Source organism: Vibrio sp. EJY3, from assembly GCF_000241385.1.
Lineage (GTDB): Bacteria > Pseudomonadota > Gammaproteobacteria > Enterobacterales > Vibrionaceae > Vibrio > Vibrio natriegens.
The window spans coordinates 1,701,814-1,721,531 of sequence record NC_016614.1 but is presented as its reverse complement, the minus strand read 5'-3'; the positions used below and the strand labels follow the sequence as shown (position 1 = coordinate 1,721,531).

Genomic DNA, 19,718 nt, shown 5'->3' with positions numbered 1-19,718 from the left:
CACATTGAGAGACAAAGTAGTTTAAAGTTTTTGTCCTATTACATAGGGATTGCATTCATCAATTGTCTGGAAGAATTACAGCCTTTTTATACGCCGGCTGTTTAAAACAACTTGGCCCCTGAATAGTTAAGTAATAGACCTATATGGGAAGGAATGGAAACGAATTGCAGTACTTAGGAGAAGCAGCAGAGAAAATTACTGCTGCTATGCTGGCGATTACTTAAACGTTAACCGTTTTGTCGCTCAAAAGCTTGGGATCATTTATAACTCGGTACAAACTTGGTTGCGGCCATTGGCTTTCGCGCGGTAAAGCGCTTTATCGGCACGGTAAAAAGTACGCTGTGTATTTTCACCCTCTCGGTGAACAGTAATACCGATAGAAACCGTGAGGCCGCGCTCACCTAAAATATCACGCCAGTTGTAGTGATAAATTTGCTCCCGGTAATGGTCTGCGTGTATCTCGGCATGTTCTAGTTTGTCGTTTTCAAGTATGACGAGAAACTCTTCACCACCAAAGCGGATGCATGAAGCGCCTGAAAAGTTAAAGTAGTTGGATAAATGTGTTGAAACGCTCTGGATTGCTTTGTCACCGACTAAATGGCTCAGTTCATCATTGATGGATTTGAAGTGGTCAATATCAATCACCATAAGAGCAAAAGTTGTATCGCGAAGCAGCAAGTCTTTCAGCTTCACTTCTAACCAGCGACGATTGTGTAAAGACGTTAAGGGGTCGGTAAAAACATCCTGCTGCAATTGAGCAACGGTATTCTTGTGTTGTTTTGTCGTCTCTTTGAGCTCTTTGTTCTCGATCTCTGACAAGATAAGTTTGAGCTGTAATTCAAAGCGATCCAGACGATGTAACTGAGCAGAACCTAGCTCACTGATAGGTATTTGCCTAACCAGTTCAGACTCAATATTAAATGCACGTTTTTCGCAATCAAGTGCGAGCTCAAACTGACCTTGAGAAGCACTAATGTTACTCATCATATTATAAAATGTGCGGGCAAGCATCGCGGAAGAGTGTTTCTTAATTCGCTTAGCAACGGAATCCATAATTAAGTTGGCTAAAGCGGTATTGCCACTCCCATTCAGACAGTATGCCGTCTCCATTTTGACCATCGCAGACAACCAAAACGTTGTGGAGCTGCCCGACGTATACTGAACACTAGAAAGTGCAAGTAAAGCGTTTGAATAGTCATGGTTCAATTGATGCAGTTTGGCTCGGTAAAGGTGAATTTGACCAGCGAGGTTTTTATCGCTGACCAGAATACTGAGCTCTTCACATTCAGTGAGTAGCTCCATAGCATCATCTGTGTATTTTAGACTGATGTAACACGCGAGCATGTATAGCTTGTAGCGTAAACGCAAGGAACGGCTGCTGATCGCATGGTCTATTGCCTCGATTTTTTTATAAAAACGCAGCGCACGTTCGTGATCACCATAGGCATCACACAAGTTACCCATACCGACTATCGCTAATACATACTCGTCTATAAAACCGTAATCAACCGCGATATTTGTTGATTTAATATACTCGATCATCGCTGAATCATAATCACCGACATCAACCAGATGTTCACATAAACTCGACTTAACCGACAAAATATCTTCAGCATTCGCAGGTAGGGTGAGATGTTCCAAGGCTTGTCTGAGCTCGGCAATACTGTCGCTTAGCTGTCTTATCTCTTGGCGATACTCTGCACTGATAATATAACAATGTGCTTTTTCGAGAGGGTTTTCGGCGATGTGATCTCGAATATGTTTCCACAGTGCTATCGCATCTTCACCAGTCACCGATGAAGGGTCAATGCCAGCCTGAGTCACTTTATTAAGCAATTGTTCCATTTTCTACTACCTCTGCATGGCTTTCTTCTAATTGCTCTAATGTGAACGGGAAAGTCAGAATATCTTGTAAATATAGGGTGGGCGTTGGTCCTTTCAGACCTCGTCTCTCCCATGGGTAAAGGTTCATCATGGACTGGACCGTTTTATATAGCGATTCGGCCGCCTGACCTTTGTCCGCTATTAACATGGCGAGCCTGTCAGTAGAAAGCCGGGATACTAAATCGGTTGGTGCGGTTAAAGAGTGAACGAGTTCAGTACAGGCATCCAAAAAAGCCGGATTGGAGTGATGAATCATGATAATCGCGTGATTAGACTGTGTAAGTTCACTTTTGAACAGAACGAGTTGCTCCCACCAGTAGGTTTCAGAGACAACGTTAGAAAGATTCTTTTCAGGATCGTATTCATGTTGAGAACGAATATGATTGATCAGTTTACGAGCCCGCTGTTCAAGTTTGCGCTTGGAGCTGTGCGCTTTATCCTGACTGAGTTGATGCCTTTGATCTTTTATCGTTTGAAGCGAGTGTTTCCGGTATTTTTGGAAAGCGTGGAATGCGGCTTCAAACTGACCTTGTTCTTCTGCAACGCGTGATTGCTGGTAGCAAATCTGACTAAGTAACTCACCCTTATCAAAATGCCGGGCGGACTCTTCGGCGGCAATTAACAATCTTGTCGCATTTTCGGTATTGTTATGCAGAAGTTCCAGACGAGCTCTGCTAATGGACGAATGGGCTTTCATCCAGGTTAGATCATGCTCCATAGCTATCTGATGCGCTTTTTTCGTTGCAACTTCTGCGGCATCTAATCTCTCTAACCCAAGTAAAGCCAGCCCTTTGAAGTCCCATATTTCTGCATGCCAAGTCGAGTCTTGATGATCTTTTAGCACTTCGGCTGCGCCATCAAGCACAGTTAACATCTTGACGTAATCCTTCTGCAGGTAGTAATCCCATGCTAGTAAGATACGGGCTTTTCCTTCCAGGCTGGAGATACGGACATTGTTCGCCACTTTTACGGCTAGCTCATGCGTTGATGTGGCAAGTTTGTGTTGATTGGTGATACGCCAAACGTTACCGAGCCCAATCAGAGATTCAAGTTGGACTTCGATGTTATTGTTCAGGACGGACTGTTCGAGTGCATTAATCCAGTATTTCTGAGCTGAGAAATATTTGGCTTGCCCCCAGTACTGAAGCGCAAAGGTGTGAAGAATCTCTGGAAGGTGGTCGTCGTTTTCAAGCTGGCTCTGCTTATCGTAAGCGGTCTTTATAAGCTTAAGCCCTTGACGATAATCCATAGCACACCAGCAACAGTGTGACATGATAAGTAAGGCTTGGATTTCGCCTTCGCTAAACAGCATTTGTTCCGCGGTAACGCGAAACTGCTCAGCTTTACGCAGAGTGGATTTGGGTTGAGAACTAACTTGCTCTTTAAGCAGTGCTAGCTCACATGCTAGCTGAGTTTTGCTTCTATCCAACGTTTACATCCATGACCATCGAGCAGGAATTTACACCTTAACTTTATCGCTAGGTGCGCATTTCATTACGAGAGCAGATCAAGTACTACTTCATAAATCATCAGGAGATCTCATTGATATCGTAAGCACTCCTAATGATTTAGATGGTTAGGATAGGAGCTGTTTAATCGTCAAAGGAGCGTCAGTAACTTCGAGCCTTTGTGCCGCTGTGAGACCTTCTTTATCTTGATAGCACAAATTATGCCAAGCTCTGAAGATGTCTAAAAGAGGTAATAGACCTCCAGGTCTTAATTTGCGACGCGGCTCGTTGATGAAGCTTTCAAAAAGTAGCTGGAATCGATTTTGGTAGAATTGCACTTGTCGTGTTGTTGCAACATTGAACCATTTTTCAGGCTCATTATGATCACCTGCGAGGTAACAAATGCCCTTGCTGTTATCTCCTTGGTTTGAGATAGCCCAACGGTCTCGCCACCAACTCATATAAGCAATATCAATTTTACCGAATGGTAATCGCATGTCCCATGCCGGATCTTCGTCGACGTACATTAAATCGATATTTTTTTCTTTAATGCGAGACAAACAGACGCTCAATGCCGCAGAGCGAAGTAGCGGATCCTGAGGCATGTAGATAGACACGCGTTTGCTTGGGCTGCACATATCGAGGACATGTAAATAATGCGCGTACGAAGTATAAGGTGGTCGAATAATCGCGCCTTTTGATGGGTAATGAAATACGGCCAGATTCCCCAGCGGATCTTCCACATTACCGCGAGCCAAAATGGTCTGATATTTCTGGTCGATGCGTTCACGAAGTTTGCTTGAGGGCGCAGCTGGTGGCTCGCTGGCTTCTGCCGTGTACTCTTGTGAGACAAAACGAGATACCTGATCGTACGGGTTATGATCAACGCTGCCCGTTGGCTCTTCATCAGAAGCGTAGTTAACGTGTTGGCAGAGAATATAACCGGAATGCGCTTCACCGGAGACGATCCAGTATACGCCGTTGTTACTCTTCGGCTGCAAAGCGATGTAATTTGACGCTAATTCGTAGCGATTTGCATGGTTTACCCAGCGTGCATCAATCGTCGCTAATTTACGGCGACAGCGACTCGCAATATGATCTACATGATCATAAAACGTTTTCGGGTTGATACTGAGTTTGCGGCAAATTTCGCGGACAGAGTAACCTGTGAATAGCAGCGCCATCAGGTTCTCTTGGAACTGTAGCTTTTTGTTCGCACCGGACCACTTATCGACGAACGTACTTTGACACGCTTTACAACGGTAACGCTGGCGATCGCCACTGTAACCGAACGCGTGGTAGAGGTGTTTATGAGTATGGACAGATAGCCCGAAGTTATCGCAGTCATTATTGCGACAAGCAGGTAGGCCGTCACTATGAACGTGCCGCAGACGATGAAGTTCGTTCACGACATCGCGATTGTTAAGTAAGGGGGGGAAAGCTCCACATTCACGGCATACCATCGCCGGACGCTTGGGGTTAGCATGTTGCAGAACGTAACGTTTTGCATCACTCAATCCAAAGTTGTCACACGCCAATGTTTTACAAAAGTTGAGTTGTAACCCATCTGCATCTTTTGGCAGTTCGCCGTTAGACACGATCGCCCCCTCTGGGTAATTCGGGCAGCCAGTCAGGCACTGGCTGCAAATAACAAATGACTTAGATGTTGATTGCGGTTTCTAGTGCAACTTTCATCATGTCGTTGAATGACTTTTGACGCTCTTCAGAACTTAGTTTTTCACCACGGATGATGTGGTCAGAAACCGTTAGGATAGTCAGTGCTTTAGCACCTAAATCAGCAGCTACGCCGTAGATACCTGCCGCTTCCATATCTACACCTAGGATACCCAGTTTTTCCATCTTCTCGAAGATGTCTGCTTCTGGTGTGTAGAACAGGTCAGCAGAGAACACGTTACCCACTTTAACTGGAACTTCTTGCTGGCGAGCTTGTTTTACCGCTTCTTCTAGCAGACCGTAGTCAGCAATTGCCGCGAAGTCGTGGTTGTTGAAACGGATACGGTTAACTTTTGAGTCTGTAGAAGCACCCATACCGATAACAACGTCCATCAGGTTTACATCGTCACGGACAGCACCACAGCTACCAACACGGATAACGTTTTTCACGCCGTACTCAGCGATCAACTCGTGTACGTAGATGCAGCATGATGGGATACCCATACCGTGGCCCATAACTGATACTTTTTTGCCTTTGTAAGTGCCAGTGAAGCCGAACATGTTTCGAACGTCACAAACTTGCTTCACATCTTCCAGGAACGTTTCTGCAATGTATTTAGCTCGCAAAGGATCGCCAGGCATTAGAACTGTTTCAGCGAAATCACCTGGTTGTGCGTTGATGTGTGGGGTTGCCATAAGTGCTCTCCAAAGTTTTGTTTGATAAAACAGACCCTAGTATAGATGCCTGTTACCAATTCTGTTGAATTCGTTCGTTTTCGTTGAGGCAATAATATCGGGGAGTACACCTTACCCTTGAGAGGTTGGTCACAAAAAGCGCCCTTATGGAAGCCAGCATCAATCATTATAACTAAATCTGTTGAAAGCAAAAAGGCAATCGATTTGCTTGACGCAGGTTTGTTGACGGCGCACACAGAATTGCTGGTTTGAGCGGAAATTCTTTTTTGATTCTCGGTGATCGAAATTCAAATTAGCCAAGTAAAACGATTAAATTGTACAATTTATTTTCTTGTACAATGAAAACTAACTTGCTATAAGTTATACAACAAAACCTTTTGTATAGGGATGGCGCTATTATGGAATCTTCAATCAAAGTTGGTATTAGTTCTTGTGTACTTGGTGAGCGTGTTCGTTTTGATTCTGGCCATAAGGTCAGCAACTTTGTGACTAAAGAGCTCAGCAATTACTTCGATTTCGTTTCTGTTTGTCCAGAAGTTGGCGTTGGCATGCCTGTACCTCGACCTACTATTCGTCTGATTTCTGATGCAGAACGAGTCGCGTTGGTTGAAACAAAAAATCCTGAGAATGACCACACGGACAACATGCTGGCGTATTCGGCTAATAAAGTGGATGAGTTACAGGAGCAGCAGCTATGTGGCTACATTGTGTGTGCCAAGTCGCCGACTTGTGGCATGGAGCGAGTTAAAGTTTACAGCAAGAATAATGCTTCTAAGGAAGGGGTGGGGCTTTACACGCAAACGCTGATGCAAAAGATGCCATGGTTGCCAGTTGAAGAAGATGGCCGCTTAAATGATCCTGTGCTTAAAGAGAATTTTATCACTCGCGTTTACTGCCTGAATGACTTTTATCAATCCATGGCCGGTGAGCCGACCCGTGGCAAAATTATTGATTTCCACTCTCGTTATAAGTTAACGCTAATGGCCCATCACCCAGAATCATACCGAGCGTTGGGCCGTTTAGTGGCAGAAGTTGCCAACTACGAGATTGAAGATTTTTATGCAGGGTATCGTTTGGGGCTAATGAAAGCACTTTCAAACCGTGCCAGTCGAAAAAATAACACTAACGTATTGATGCACCTTCAGGGTTACTTTAAACGTGCCTTAACAAAAGACGAAAAAGAAGAGTTAGCGACGGTTATTCACGATTATCGCACGGGCCTATTGCCTTTGCTCGCACCGCTAACACTGATTAAACACTATTTAAATACTTACCCAGACGAGTATTTACAGAAACAAAAATTTTTAGAGCCGCACCCGCAGGAGATGAGATTACGTTATGGTTTGTAGTTCAGAAGGAAAACTGTACGCAATTAGAGATGTTGCAGAGATAACCGGAGTAAAGCCCGTCACTTTGCGAGCTTGGCAAAGGCGATACAATTTGATTCAGCCGCAGCGGACAGATAAAGGACATCGTTTGTATCGCCAGCAGGATATTGACACGATTAAAGAGATACAAAGTTGGCTGGCGAAAGGCATCGCAATTGGCAAGGTGAAAGGCCTGCTGGGCAAAGCCGATGAGTTAGACATGAGCGCTGAACCTGCGACTTTGGAAGAAGTGGAAACGCTGCTGTCTGCATTATCTGATCTGAATCATGCCAAGACGGAGAGTGTACTGTCATCGGTAATGAAGGAATATCCTCTCAATTTAGTCGTTGAGCAGTTTATTGAGCCGGTATTTGAAGCATTAGATCTCGTGAAAGGATCGCTGCGCTCAATACAGATGGGGTTGTTCCAGACATGCCTGATCAAACGGTTGGCCCTTATCGTTGACTCTGAAAACAAGGCATCTTCAAAAGGAAAGTGTTTGCTGGTTTGCTTTGAACAAACCCGAGAAGCAGAGAGTTGGATTCAAGCCGCAATACGTTGTGAGCAAGGTTATCACACAACCTTAATTGCTAACGTTAATGACATTTCAGGCTTGGCAGAACATCAGGTTGTCGATCGTTATCAACGTATATTTTTGTTTTCTAATAAAGCACTACCAGCCAAACAGGTTGAGGTGTTAAAAGCGATGCGAACGCAATTCCCCCACCAGATTCAATGTTCAGAAGTCATAGAGAAGCTTCATTTTGAACAGGCAGAGAATAGCTAAGGAGACATCATGATTCTGGTATGGTTTCGACGTGATGTAAGAACGTTAGACCACACGGCTTTGCAAGCGGCCCTGGACTCTGGGCAGCCTGTTGTCGCCTGTTTTATTGCGACGCCTCAGCAGTGGCAATCGCACGATATGGCTCCGATGCAGGCGGATTTGATTGCTCGTCGCTTAGAGCACCTGAATCAAGAGCTAGCAGAGCTTAACATTCCGTTTTTGTATGCAGAAGTCGACAATTTCTCCGGTTGCAGCGCCGTGATCGGCCGTTGGGTGAAAGCCCTAAATGCCACGAGCGTCATGGCAAATATCCATTATGAAGTGAACGAGCAGGAGCTTGATCGAGAAGTCTCTGATGCATTAAACCAATCAGGTGTGCGCTTTGAGTTGTTCCATGATAAGTGCGTTCATGCACCAACGACGGTTTTGAACAAGCAGGGCGACTACTTTAAGGTGTTCAGTCCCTTCAAACGAGCCTGGTTGCAGAAGTTTCAATTACCAAGAGTTGCAAAACCTTATCCCCAATCACCGCTTTCACCGCAAGTATTGAAAGAGATAGAGGGTGAGTGTTTTGATGATGATTTTACGTTCAATTACCCACGTGAATCTAGCGAGCATTGGTTTGCTTCAACGAGTGACATACTGAATCAGTTAAGAACGTTTGCTCGTGAGCGAAGTGATGAATACCGCGAACAGCGTGACTTCCCGGCCACTGATGGCACCAGTCAACTCTCCCCTTATTTGGCCATTGGCGCTTTATCTCCGAGACAATGTATTGCCAGATTGTTTGCTGAGAATGAGCAATCGGATTTAACCGAAGGCAAAGCAACATGGTTAAGTGAAATTATTTGGCGTGAGTTCTACCAACACTTGTTGGTGTTTGAACCAAAGCTTGTCAAAGGCAAAGGGTTTATTGATTGGGAAGACAAGATTCAGTGGTCTTACGACGAGAAGGCGTTTGAGCGCTGGAAGACCGGCACTACAGGTTACCCAATTGTCGACGCCGCAATGCGTCAGTTGAACCAAACTGGCTGGATGCACAATCGCTTACGCATGATAGTCGCGAGCTTCCTGACCAAAGATCTTCACATTGATTGGCGCTGGGGTGAAAAGTACTTCATGAGTCAGCTTGTAGATGGTGATTTTGCAGCCAATAATGGAGGGTGGCAATGGTCTGCGTCGACCGGTTGTGATGGTCAGCCTTATTTCCGAATTTTTAATCCTGTTAGTCAGGGAGAAAAGTTCGATGCTGATGGATGCTTTGTGCGTCATTGGGTGCCAGAAATAAAGAGCGTACCGAACAAGTTCCTCCATAAACCATGGACTTGGGAAGGCTTTTCTTTACTGGATTATCACACTCCGATGGTTGATCATAAAGCAGAAAGAGAGATAACCTTACGGCTCTTTAAAAGTGCCAAGGAATAGAGTGAAATGCTTAGCAAGAAGCGGTCGATGAGTATCGCGAAACGAACCCTGTTATCAGTCTCATTGTCATTAGTGAGTGGATTGTCATTCGCTAAGATGTATGAGTTACCTTCAGACAGCAGTCGTCTTATTGGTCGTATTGAAAACCACGTTGTGCAAAACGGGGAAACCATGGCCAATATTGCTAAGTTATATGACGTCGGTATGCTGGGTTTAATGGCCGCGAATAAAGGCGTAGACCCTTTTCTTCCTCAAGAAGGGCATGTTCTGACGGTTCCTACCCAACTCATTCTTCCGGACGTTGCTCACCAAGGTATCGTTATCAATCTGGCCGAGTTACGCCTGTACTATTTCCCGGCTAACGAGAACGTCGTGCACGTATTCCCGGTTGGGATTGGACGTATAGGGCGTGACACTCCGGTGATGTCAACCAGTGTCAGTCAGAAGCGTCCTAATCCGACGTGGACACCACCGGCTTCTATTCGTGCTGAATACAAAGCAAAAGGCATTAACTTACCCGCAGTTGTCCCTTCTGGCCCTGATAACCCGTTGGGTATGTTTGCATTGCGTTTAGCTTACGGGAACGGCGAGTACCTTATTCATGGTACCAACAAAGATTTTGGTATTGGTATGCGTGTCAGCGCAGGTTGTATCCGTATGGAGCCAAGCGACATTGAATGGCTGTTTGAACAAGTACGTCGAGGCGAAAAAGTCACAGTCATTAACCAACCGGTTAAAGTGGCGTTAGAACCAGACAGAAGTGTCTTTATTGAAGCTCACGAACCATTAACTCGCAGCAACGGTAAGAAAGATGAATTGGAACTACCGAAAGAGTTAGGTTGGTGGTTAAGTGAATTTGGTATGAAGGATGTGAAGGCAAAAGCAGTGATTGCCGCGCAGAATGGAGTACCAGTAGAAATAACCGCGCCGTGAGGCGCGGCATAACACTATAACTTACTTAGTGTAAGATTGAGCGATGTTGTCGATACGCTCATTAGCACGTGCAGCTTCTTCTTGAGCAGACATTGCTGCGTCTTTAGACATTTGAACGTCAGATTGAAGAGTTTGTACGTCTTGGCTTAGCATGCTAACTTGATTGCTTAGTTCGTCTAGTTTAGCTGTAGTTGCGTCATCAGAAGAAGCACAACCTGCTAGTAGAAGTACTGAAGTTGCTGCAGCTGCGATCAACGTTTTGTTCATATAAGAACTCCTTGCTTATAGTGAAAGTCTCGCTCCATAGTTTTTGTTAGAGGCGAGGTTAAATGTGGATACATTGTATCAGTACATGATGTAGCAAAAGTCAAAAAAATCCAAGAATTTCATGGAGTACCTGACGTTAACTTTTACCTGAGCCTAACAAAAGGCAGTATTCAACCCTTCATTGACTCCAACAACAGTCTTCATGGCAGGTATTTTTGCCACGTTCCTGATATCAATAATTTAGACGATATTGACGCAAATGAAAGCTTCTCTCCGCAAATAAACGCAATATGCATGGATAAGCCTTAATAATCCGCGTATTCGCCATGACAGCCGTATATTGATGAACATAAGTTTAGGGCATAGATTGAAGCTGTGCCGCCCGAACTTGAATGAGTCTCAAAAGTAACTCTATTTTTTCTTCAATAATTAGTTTGTGTGATCTCTATCTATACTCCTATGATTTGCGGTATTATAGAGGGCTTTTATTTATTGCTACGTTAGAGCGGAATGACATTACAGAGCGCTCATATTGACTGATTTATTGGAGAATACTTTGCAATTTAAAGATCTAGGCCTAGACAACCGATTGTTGAAGAACCTAAAACACTACGATTTCAAAAAAGCGACTGAGATCCAACAGCAAGCAATTCCTGTTGCGATTGCAGGCAAGGATCTATTGGCATCTTCGAAAACGGGTTCGGGCAAGACTTTGGCGTTTGTATTGCCGATGCTTCACAAGTCACTTAAGACAAAATCATTTTCTGCGAAAGACCCTCGAGCTGTCATTCTGGCGCCAACGCGTGAATTGGCTAAACAAGTATATGGTGAGCTTCGCTCGATGCTTGCTGGCTTGTCTTACGAAGCAGCCTTAATTCTTGGTGGCGAAAACTTTAACGATCAGGTGAAAGCGCTGCGTCGTTACCCTAAATTCATCGTGGCAACACCAGGGCGTTTAGCTGACCACTTAGAGCACCGTTCTTTATACCTTGAAGGTTTAGAAACCCTGATTCTGGATGAAGCGGACCGTATGTTGGATCTGGGCTTCGCACCAGAGCTTCGTCGTATTCATAATGCCGCTAAACACCGTCGTCGTCAGACTTTGATGTTCTCGGCTACGCTCGATCACGCGGAAGTAAACAGCATTGCCTCTGAGATGCTGAATGCACCAAAACGTATTTCTATCGGTGTTTCTAACGAAGAGCACAAAGATATCACGCAGAAATTCTACTTGTGTGATCACCTAGATCATAAAGAAGCGATTCTTGAACGTGTCCTTGCTGAAGCCGAATACCGTCAGGTCATCATCTTTACCGCAACACGAGATGATACTGAGCGTCTTACAGCGAAGCTGAACGAGAAAAAACTTAAGGCAGTAGCACTGAGCGGCAACTTAAACCAGACGCAACGTAATACCATTATGAGCCAGTTTGAGCGCGCGGTGTTTAAGATTCTTGTCACCACTGACGTAGCCTCTCGTGGTTTGGACATTGCGACAGTGACGCACGTTATTAACTTTGATATGCCGAAGCACACGGAAGAATACGTTCACCGTGTTGGCCGTACTGGCCGTGCAGGTAATAAAGGTGATGCGATTTCTCTTGTTGGTCCAAAAGACTGGGATAGCTTTAAACGTGTTGAAGCATACCTGCAGCAAGATTTGTCGTTCTCCGTTTTCGAAGACTTAAAAGGCAAGTTCAAAGGGCTGAAGCCACGCAAGCCTGATATGCGTAATAAGAAAGGCGCGACGAAAAAAGCACGTCCTCAAGCTAAGAAAGTTGCGAAGAAGCCAGTTAAGCGCGACAAGACTTTCTATAAAACTGTGTCTGTTGGTGATGATGTTTTCATCCCTAAAAAGAAGCCAGCAGAACCTAAAGCAGAAGATTAATTTCTAGATTCTTAATGCTGTTTTAAGCAAGAAAAAGCTCCGCAATCGCGGAGCTTTTTGATATTACGAATTTGAAAGCATCAGTGCCTAGATCTGGAATTGTTTCAGTTCCTGTTGCTGCTTTTCTGCTAAGCCAGACAGCTCTTGCGCCGCTGCCGCTGACTGAGTAATGCCTGTGACGTTCTCGCTGACCAGCTGATAGATGTTTGACAGGTTATTGTTGATGTCTGTTGTAACCTGTTTCTGTTCTTCTGAGGCTGTCGCTACGTGCGTGTTAATGGTGTTCAGTTCAGAGATAGACTGACTGATGTTATTTAATGATAGGCTGACTTCTTCAGCGATAGCTTGGTTGTCTTTTAACATAGCCAGGCTAGAGTGCATGCTTTCGTTTGCTGTCCCGGATTGTTGCTGAAGTTCCTCAATGATGACCTGGATTTCTTTGGTGGATTCTTGAGTTCTGGCCGCGAGCATTCGCACTTCATCCGCCACGACTGCAAAACCACGTCCACTTGCCCCTGCACGAGCGGCTTCTATCGCGGCATTTAGTGCCAGTAAATTCGTTTGCTCAGAAATGCCTTCTATTACCTCTATAACGCGTCCAATTTGCTCTGACTGTTCTTTTAACGAAGTGACAACTACTGCTGCAGCATTGAGTTGTTCAGCCATTTTTGCGCTTGCACGCGTGCTCTCTTCGAACATGTTTAAGCTTTCTGTGGCAAGCTGTCGAGCTTCTGTTGACGCGGTGTCAGCCGACTGGGCATTGTTGGATACTTCAGTCGCCGCCGATTCCAATTGGTTAATCGCTGAGGCCACTTGTTCGACTTCCTGCTTTTCATGATCGGAATTGACACTGCTTTGTGTCATGACCGTGGCTAGCTCGGTAGATGCGGAAGCGACATCTTCGCTGATACGCACTAGTGATCTGACCGTGTTACGCAGCTGTTCGATAGTCTGATTCACATCTTGAGCAAGCTGGGATACTTCGTTGTTGCCAATTTCCTCAGCGTTTACGAGCAGGTTGCCTTTTGCTACTTCACGCATCGTGTTTTGCAAGTTACGAATTGGTGTCACAATATAGTTGGCTAAGATCCAGCTAATCAGAGATGCGACTAACAGTATCAATGCGATGGAAATGGCACTTTGAGTTAAGGTGTCAGAATGCACCTTTCCGTTGGCTTGGACGTCGCTGATTACGGTCTGATTGAGCTTTTCTGAAAGGTTGTCGATGGCGTTGATCATCTCTTCACCCGCGACGCGATAATTTACCATGGCTGCTTCGAAATTCTGGTTGAACTCGGCAGTGGTGTATTGGCTCGCGTGCTTTTGGGTAAGTAATGGCGTCATAGTGAGACGTGTGAAATCCACATAATGGTTCATGGCTTCGCGCATGGCGTTCACTTCTGACTGCACTCCCGGCAGATCATTAATGGAATCTAAGAATTCACGGCTTTCAGCCTGTCGCTGCGACAACTCTTGATTAAGGGATTGAACATCTTCTGCACGAAATAGGCTGTAAATGGCTTTAATGCGCATTGCATAGGTGTTATCGACAATGGCGCTCAGGTCATCTTTATGAACGATAAGAGAGTGTGTGGACGTCGAAACCTTATTAAATGCTTGATCTAGCTTACTTATCCCGACAGTGAGTCCTACAACAAGTAAAACAACAGTAAATAAAACAGGTAAAAATACCTGTAACTTAATAGATAGCGTGCTTAGAAATTGACGCATAATTACCCTCAATCTGAATGAATTATTATGTTTTTTATTATTAGATTTGGATTCTAATTGCTATCTTTTTGAAATCAATAGGTTAGTGGTTTTTATCTATGCCTTAATGCTATAAGAAAAGTTTAAGTTAGAAATAATTATTCAATTGGTAATTAAAATGTAGGTAATTGGTAAAGATGAATCAGAGGTGCATGTAAGCGCCAGATTAATCGTTCATTTCCCCTACGAAATGGATAATCTGTCATAGAGGCTTCAATTAAGTGAAACACAACTGTCACATTTGAGTTCTAAAGTGAGCACCGTTCAAGTGAAACACAACGGCAATAAAGCCACTTTAAGGAAATTGTGATGAAAAAGACAGTAATCGGTGCAATCGCACTTCTAGGCGCAATGGCAGTGACTCCTGTTTCTGCTAAAGAAACTATCTCTGCAGTGGGTTCTAGCAGCGTAACTCCACTGATGGAAGTTTTCTCTGAAACATACATGAAGACGAACCCTGAAGTATTTATCGAAGTTCAGGGTCCTGGTTCTTCTGCTGGTGTTAAAGCAGCAAAAAATGGTTCGGCTGACCTAGGTATGTCTTCTCGTAACCTAAAAGACTCAGAAAAAGAACCAACTCTTATCGAAGAAGTTGTTGCTCGTGACGGTATCGCGGTTGTTGTTAACCCACAAAACAAGCTAGCAGGTCTAACTGCTGAGCAAGTAACTGCAATCTACAAAGGCGAAGTATCAAACTGGAAAGAAGTTGGTGGCGAAGACAAGCCAATCGTTGCAATCACTCGTGATACAGCTTCTGGTACTCGTGGTGCATTCGAAGACATCATGTCTCTAAAAATGAAAGTTTCTGGTAAGAAAGTTTCTGCTATCTCTCAACGTGCTCAAGTTGCTAACGGTAACGGCGCACTAAAAACTATGGTTGCTTCTAACCCATACGCAATCGGCTACATCTCACTAGGTACTGTAGACAACACAGTTCACGCACTAGCAATCGACAGTGTAGATGCAACAGTTGCTAACGTTAAAAACGGTTCTTACAAAGTAGCTCGCCCATTCCTTGTTCTTTACAAAGAAGGCAAACCATCTGCTGAAACGCAAAAATTCCTAGATTGGATGCTAACTGAAGATGCTCAAAAGCTAGTTGACCAAAACGGTTACATCTCAGTTCACTAATCTTATCGTGACACTTAAGTTTGCTCAGCCCACTGTTTAGGGCTGAGCCTTTTCATCCATAGCGTTCATTGGCTAACAACCAGAACCGTGAGATTTTTAAATGACCATCGCAACAAATAGTGAAAAGCTTATGAATACTGACGCTAAAGCTATCAGCAAGCCAGGCCTGCGCGAGAAACGTCGTGTAGACTGGAAAGAGCGTATCTTCCACGGCTTGTTCCTCACCAGTGCCGTTATCGGCATCGTATCATTGGCAGTAATTGCTTACTTTATTGTTCGAGAGAGTATTCCTGCATTTCAAGAAGTTGGGGTCTCGGGCATTGTTTTAGGTCAAAACTGGCTACCACCTGCACTTTACGGTGTTGCAACCATGATTGTTGCTTCCGTTGTTTCGACAGCTGGCGCAGTAATGGTTGGTGTTCCGGTTGGTGTTTTGACTGCAATCTTTATCGCTGAAATCGCGCCTAAGCGTTTAGCTGACGTCATTCGTCCGGCTGTAGAGCTGTTGGCGGGTATCCCTTCGGTGGTATATGGTTTCTTTGGTTTGGTTATCATCGTACCTTTGATCCAAAACATCTTTAACGTACCAGCAGGTAACACGATTCTTGCGGGTATCATCGTTCTTGGTGTTATGATTCTACCAACGGTAATTACCGTATCTGAAACGTCTATCCGTGCTGTACCTCGTGCTTACAAAGAGGGCTCACTGGCTCTAGGCGCATCTAAAATCTACACGATTTTCAAATTGCTCGTTCCTGCGGCTCGTTCAGGGATTATGACCGGTGTGATTCTTGGTATCGGTCGTGCTTTGGGTGAGACGATGGCAATCATCATGGTGATGGGTAACGCACCGGCAATGCCAGAAGGCATTCTGGACTCTGCACGTACGCTAACCGCGAACATTGCTATTGAGATGTCTTACGCAAGTGGTGTTCACGCGAACGCACTTTACGCTACTGGTGTGGTACTGCTGGTCTTCATCATGTCGTTGAACGCTGTACTTCTTTACCTAAACCGAGAAAAAGCGAAGTAATCGCTCGTTAAAGGTGACAATTATGGATCGCGCAAAACTAAAACAAGCTCGCCAGTTCAAAGATAACGTCTTTAACGCTTTCGTTTGGATCTCGGCAGGATTAACGGTAGGTTTTTTGTTCTGGATTATCTGGTACATCCTATCAAACGGTCTGCAACACGTAGATTGGAAATTCATTACTGATAACTACACTCGTACAGGTGATGAACACGGTATCTTCCCGATGATCGTGTCAACCATCTATATGGTTATCGCATCTATCGCTGTGGCTGCGCCACTCGGTATCATGACGGCAATCTATCTGACTGAATACGCAAAAGTCGGTAGCCGTTTGGTGAAAGTGATTCGATTCTGTACTGAATCCCTGGCAGGTATCCCGTCGATCATCTTCGGTCTGTTTGGTATGACTTTCTTCGTGGCAATTCTTGGTCTTGGTTTCTCGATTCTATCGGGTGCACTGACACTAAGTATTCTGATTCTTCCAGTTATCATCCGTACCACGGAAGAAGCGCTAATGGCAGTGCCACAAACGTATCGTGAAGGCTCGTACGGCCTTGGCGCTTCTAAAATTTACACTATCTGGCGTTTGATTCTTCCGAGCGCAATGCCAGGTATCTTAACCTCGGTCATTCTTAGTATTGGTCGTGTCATTGGTGAGTCTGCTCCAGTATTCCTGACAGCAGGTATGGTGGCTCGTATTCCTGATTCTTTACTCGATTCAGGTCGTACGCTAACCGTTCACCTTTACAAACTCACTACCGAACTGTTTACCGTTGAGGAATGGAATCAGGCTTACGGTACGGCAACGGTGCTTATTGTGGTTGTTCTTTTGATCAACATGGTGACTAAACTGATTGCAAGACGTTTTAACACTGCAACTTACTAACAAAACAAATTAAGAACGCACGTTAAAAGACACGAATTTAAGATTTAAGAGATTAAGAACATGAACAAGTTTGATATTGAAAACCTAGACCTATTTTACGGTGAAAACCAAGCACTGAAATCAATCAACCTGCCTATTCCAGTTCGTCAGGTAACGGCACTAATCGGCCCGTCAGGTTGTGGTAAGTCAACACTTCTGCGTTGTTTGAACCGTATGAACGACCTGATTGAAGGCGTAACCATTACTGGTAAGCTGGCGATGGATGGTGAAGACATCTACGGCAATATTGATGTCGCGGATCTTCGTATTAAAGTCGGTATGGTATTCCAGAAGCCAAATCCATTCCCAATGAGCATTTACGAGAACGTGGCTTATGGCTTACGTGCTCAAGGTGTTAAAGACAAAAAGTACATTGATGAAGTGGTTGAGCGTTCACTGCGTGGCGCAGCACTTTGGGATGAAGTGAAAGATCGTCTTAAGTCGCACGCTTTTGGTCTTTCTGGTGGTCAGCAACAGCGCCTGTGTATCGCACGCACGATCGCGATGGAACCTGATGTGATCCTGATGGACGAGCCAACTTCAGCACTTGACCCAATTGCAACGCACAAAATCGAAGAATTGATGGAAGAGCTGAAGAAGAACTACACCATCGTTATCGTGACTCACTCAATGCAACAGGCGCGTCGTATTTCTGACCGCACTGCGTTCTTCCTGATGGGAGAACTGGTTGAGCACAACGATACGCAAGTGATCTTCAGCAGCCCACAAGATGACCGAACTCAAGGTTACGTAAACGGTGACTTCGGTTAATCAACAATATTTATTGGCATAAATACATAACTATAAGCGATGGTAACTTTGCCCCTCTATATGAGGGGCTTTTTTTATAGCTTTTCAAGCTGAGGGCTAGATTGAATTTTTTTCGCCTTTGACAGCTTATTAATATTGTCGAGTAAAGAATCTGAATTCCAAGGTTGCTGCTCGGCACTGAAGCGGGCTTGATTCATCACTTCTAGATCGTGCTTCACTGCTTCCACGACTTCTGAATTCAACGATTCACGGTTTGCATCTAAATATTCGTTAATGGCTCTTTCGATTTTGGCGGCATCGCCTTGCTTGATAACAGCCTTAAGCCCGTCAACGTTCAATTGAGTTTGAGAATTTATCTCTTGATTTTTACTTTCGTAAGGGCGCTTTTTCCAAACCACAATCGTGATGATAGATGTTATTACCCACAGTCCTGCGAAGACAAAAGTGAGCACTCGCCATAGTTCACTGACGCCACCTTGATCAGGAGGAGTCGCTGTCGTTGCTGGCGTTTGTGGCAGAGTCGTTTCTGGCAAGGTGATCAAGCCCATATCACTTTGCTCTACATCCAGTTCAATGGCTTCTATCGTCGCCTTTTTGGCTTCGTCCTGAATGCTGTTCCACCAGTTTAGTGTATAACCGGGCAGGGAATAAGTGCCTACTTCCGTTGGTATGATCACTTGTTTCACCGTCATGACCAGAGTGCCATCTCGCGTCGTTGCAAACTGCGGCTGTTCTGGATACACACGCAGTGACGTTGGGTAATCCATATCAATTCGAGGTAAGAACTCTGCTTGGGTTCCACGCGCCTTGATTTGAATAGTGCGAGTGATGGAAGAGCCTTGCTTTACTTTATTCAGTTCATTTGGCGATAACTTGTTACCCTGGTCGTCTTGCCAACTTTGCGTCATCTCTAACGCTGAGGCTGGCAACCATTTCCCCTGAAACTCCGCAGGAATGGCTTTGATCGTAATCGGCATTTGTTCAATGTTGGTTTTGATTGGCATGACCTGGGTCGAACCCGTCAGGCTATCACCGTAAATGTACGAACCTGTCAGCTGTGGACCATTTAACGTGTAAGTGCCGGCAGTATCCGCGGTCAAACGAAAAGATTGCTCTACAACCGTCACTTCAAGCCCATCCATGACTTGCTGACCTTGTTGCATTTCTCCAACGGGTTCGAGTTTCATCCCGTCAATGCTAGGAGGAATGATCTTAGGGTTGTCCAAGCGACGAGTATCCGCTTTGATAATGAGCCGCATACGTAAGTTCGCCGATTGCTGCGGGTATAAAGTATGGTTGTCGACGCTCATTGAGAAGCTGAACAGATCGTCGAGATCAGGCTCCGTTTGACTCGCGGTTACTCGCAATTTAATTGGCTCAGTACTCATTCCGTCCACGGTAAAGCTAGGAATGGTTAACACTCCTTCTTTCATCGGAGCGATAGAGATGCTCCACTCGGTACGTAAATATTTACGACCATTAATATTATTGCTGGAGCGGCCGTAGCGAGGTTGCCCTAAGAAAAAGTCTTTATCTAATACACTGAAATCGATCGCATCGGAACTCAACTCCGTGTCAGCCATGATTCTCAGGTTGATGACTTCGTTTTTCACGGCTTGAGTTTTGTTGACACTCGCTTCGAGACTTTGAGCCATTGCTGAAATACTCGATAACAGGCTGGTCAAAAAAATAAAAACCAGCATTACGCCTTTTTTCATC

16 protein-coding genes are annotated in these 19,718 nt (G+C 44.8%); 9 read left to right on the top strand and 7 right to left on the bottom strand.

Features of this window, described 5'->3' with window-relative positions; all coding sequences use genetic code 11:
* Nucleotides 1–261: 261 nt before the first annotated feature.
* From VEJY3_RS23460 to deoD, 4 genes are all read right to left on the bottom strand, one after another.
* Complete coding sequence (locus VEJY3_RS23460; RefSeq protein ID WP_014234923.1) at nt 262–1,845, bottom strand: GGDEF domain-containing protein; 1,584 nt, start codon at nt 1,843–1,845, stop codon at nt 262–264.
* Complete coding sequence (locus VEJY3_RS23455) at nt 1,829–3,313, bottom strand: hypothetical protein (RefSeq protein WP_014234922.1); 1,485 nt, start codon at nt 3,311–3,313, stop codon at nt 1,829–1,831. The genes VEJY3_RS23460 and VEJY3_RS23455 overlap by 17 nt, the downstream gene beginning before the upstream one ends.
* A gap of 147 nt (nt 3,314–3,460) precedes the next feature.
* Nucleotides 3,461–4,930: a hypothetical protein gene (locus VEJY3_RS23450; protein WP_014234921.1), complete on the bottom strand. Its 1,470-nt coding sequence runs from the start codon at nt 4,928–4,930 to the stop codon at nt 3,461–3,463.
* A 61-nt stretch (nt 4,931–4,991) separates the two neighbouring features.
* Nucleotides 4,992–5,702 carry a purine-nucleoside phosphorylase gene (gene deoD, locus VEJY3_RS23445; protein ID WP_014234920.1) on the bottom strand — a complete coding sequence of 237 codons (711 nt, stop codon included), beginning with the start codon at nt 5,700–5,702 and terminating at the stop codon, nt 4,992–4,994.
* A 398-nt stretch (nt 5,703–6,100) separates the two neighbouring features.
* Here deoD and VEJY3_RS23440 point away from each other — a divergent pair, with 398 nt between their 5' ends.
* From VEJY3_RS23440 to VEJY3_RS23425, 4 genes are read left to right on the top strand one after another with little or no spacing between them, the layout of a single operon-like run.
* Nucleotides 6,101–7,051 carry a DUF523 and DUF1722 domain-containing protein gene (locus VEJY3_RS23440; RefSeq protein WP_014234919.1) on the top strand — a complete coding sequence of 317 codons (951 nt, stop codon included), beginning with the start codon at nt 6,101–6,103 and terminating at the stop codon, nt 7,049–7,051.
* The gene (locus VEJY3_RS23435) at nt 7,041–7,856 is read left to right on the top strand and encodes a MerR family transcriptional regulator (protein ID WP_014234918.1); all 816 of its coding nucleotides are present in this window, start codon (nt 7,041–7,043) and stop codon (nt 7,854–7,856) included. The genes VEJY3_RS23440 and VEJY3_RS23435 overlap by 11 nt, the downstream gene beginning before the upstream one ends.
* A gap of 9 nt (nt 7,857–7,865) precedes the next feature.
* On the top strand, nt 7,866–9,281 hold the full coding sequence (gene phrB / locus VEJY3_RS23430; RefSeq protein ID WP_014234917.1) for a deoxyribodipyrimidine photo-lyase: 1,416 nt from the start codon (nt 7,866–7,868) through the stop codon (nt 9,279–9,281).
* A gap of 6 nt (nt 9,282–9,287) precedes the next feature.
* Nucleotides 9,288–10,214 (top strand): L,D-transpeptidase family protein, encoded by a 927-nt coding sequence (locus VEJY3_RS23425; RefSeq protein ID WP_024372651.1) that lies wholly within the window; start codon nt 9,288–9,290, stop codon nt 10,212–10,214.
* A gap of 21 nt (nt 10,215–10,235) precedes the next feature.
* On the opposite strand, the gene VEJY3_RS23420 is transcribed toward VEJY3_RS23425, so the two are convergent.
* Complete coding sequence (locus VEJY3_RS23420; protein WP_014234915.1) at nt 10,236–10,481, bottom strand: Lpp/OprI family alanine-zipper lipoprotein; 246 nt, start codon at nt 10,479–10,481, stop codon at nt 10,236–10,238.
* Between the two features lie 544 nt (nt 10,482–11,025).
* Here VEJY3_RS23420 and VEJY3_RS23415 point away from each other — a divergent pair.
* On the top strand, nt 11,026–12,369 hold the full coding sequence (locus tag VEJY3_RS23415) for a DEAD/DEAH box helicase (protein ID WP_014234914.1): 1,344 nt from the start codon (nt 11,026–11,028) through the stop codon (nt 12,367–12,369).
* A gap of 87 nt (nt 12,370–12,456) precedes the next feature.
* On the opposite strand, the gene VEJY3_RS23410 is transcribed toward VEJY3_RS23415, so the two are convergent.
* Complete coding sequence (locus tag VEJY3_RS23410; RefSeq protein WP_014234913.1) at nt 12,457–14,100, bottom strand: methyl-accepting chemotaxis protein; 1,644 nt, start codon at nt 14,098–14,100, stop codon at nt 12,457–12,459.
* Nucleotides 14,101–14,448: 348 nt separating this feature from the next.
* Between VEJY3_RS23410 and VEJY3_RS23405 the strand changes: the two genes are divergently transcribed.
* The 4 genes from VEJY3_RS23405 (at nt 14,449) to pstB (ending at nt 17,999) form a co-directional block, all read left to right on the top strand.
* Nucleotides 14,449–15,270, top strand: a complete 822-nt coding sequence (locus tag VEJY3_RS23405) for a phosphate ABC transporter substrate-binding protein (protein ID WP_014234912.1) — start codon at nt 14,449–14,451, stop codon at nt 15,268–15,270.
* A 100-nt stretch (nt 15,271–15,370) separates the two neighbouring features.
* Entirely contained in the window at nt 15,371–16,303 is a 933-nt protein-coding gene (pstC, locus tag VEJY3_RS23400) for a phosphate ABC transporter permease subunit PstC (protein ID WP_014234911.1), read from the top strand.
* Nucleotides 16,304–16,325: 22 nt separating this feature from the next.
* Nucleotides 16,326–17,189, top strand: a complete 864-nt coding sequence (gene pstA / locus VEJY3_RS23395) for a phosphate ABC transporter permease PstA (RefSeq protein WP_014234910.1) — start codon at nt 16,326–16,328, stop codon at nt 17,187–17,189.
* Nucleotides 17,190–17,249: 60 nt separating this feature from the next.
* Entirely contained in the window at nt 17,250–17,999 is a 750-nt protein-coding gene (gene pstB / locus VEJY3_RS23390) for a phosphate ABC transporter ATP-binding protein PstB (RefSeq protein WP_014234909.1), read from the top strand.
* Between the two features lie 74 nt (nt 18,000–18,073).
* On the opposite strand, the gene VEJY3_RS23385 is transcribed toward pstB, so the two are convergent.
* Nucleotides 18,074–19,717: a BatD family protein gene (locus tag VEJY3_RS23385; protein WP_014234908.1), complete on the bottom strand. Its 1,644-nt coding sequence runs from the start codon at nt 19,715–19,717 to the stop codon at nt 18,074–18,076.
* Nucleotide 19,718 lies beyond the last annotated feature (1 nt).

Excerpts from the sequence above, each read along its gene's own strand:
- VEJY3_RS23425 (WP_024372651.1), top strand. The coding sequence starts at position 9,288 with ATGCTTAGCAAGAAGCGGTCGATGAGTATCGCGAAACGAACCCTGTTA.
- VEJY3_RS23440 (WP_014234919.1), top strand. The coding sequence starts at position 6,101 with ATGGAATCTTCAATCAAAGTTGGTATTAGTTCTTGTGTACTTGGTGAG.
- VEJY3_RS23385 (WP_014234908.1), bottom strand. The coding sequence starts at position 19,717 with ATGAAAAAAGGCGTAATGCTGGTTTTTATTTTTTTGACCAGCCTGTTA.
- VEJY3_RS23435 (WP_014234918.1), top strand. The coding sequence starts at position 7,041 with ATGGTTTGTAGTTCAGAAGGAAAACTGTACGCAATTAGAGATGTTGCA.
- VEJY3_RS23460 (WP_014234923.1), bottom strand. The coding sequence starts at position 1,845 with ATGGAACAATTGCTTAATAAAGTGACTCAGGCTGGCATTGACCCTTCA.
- phrB (WP_014234917.1), top strand. The coding sequence starts at position 7,866 with ATGATTCTGGTATGGTTTCGACGTGATGTAAGAACGTTAGACCACACG.
- VEJY3_RS23405 (WP_014234912.1), top strand. The coding sequence starts at position 14,449 with ATGAAAAAGACAGTAATCGGTGCAATCGCACTTCTAGGCGCAATGGCA.
- VEJY3_RS23420 (WP_014234915.1), bottom strand. The coding sequence starts at position 10,481 with ATGAACAAAACGTTGATCGCAGCTGCAGCAACTTCAGTACTTCTACTA.
- pstB (WP_014234909.1), top strand. The coding sequence starts at position 17,250 with ATGAACAAGTTTGATATTGAAAACCTAGACCTATTTTACGGTGAAAAC.
- deoD (WP_014234920.1), bottom strand. The coding sequence starts at position 5,702 with ATGGCAACCCCACACATCAACGCACAACCAGGTGATTTCGCTGAAACA.
- pstA (WP_014234910.1), top strand. The coding sequence starts at position 16,326 with ATGGATCGCGCAAAACTAAAACAAGCTCGCCAGTTCAAAGATAACGTC.
- VEJY3_RS23410 (WP_014234913.1), bottom strand. The coding sequence starts at position 14,100 with ATGCGTCAATTTCTAAGCACGCTATCTATTAAGTTACAGGTATTTTTA.
- pstC (WP_014234911.1), top strand. The coding sequence starts at position 15,371 with ATGACCATCGCAACAAATAGTGAAAAGCTTATGAATACTGACGCTAAA.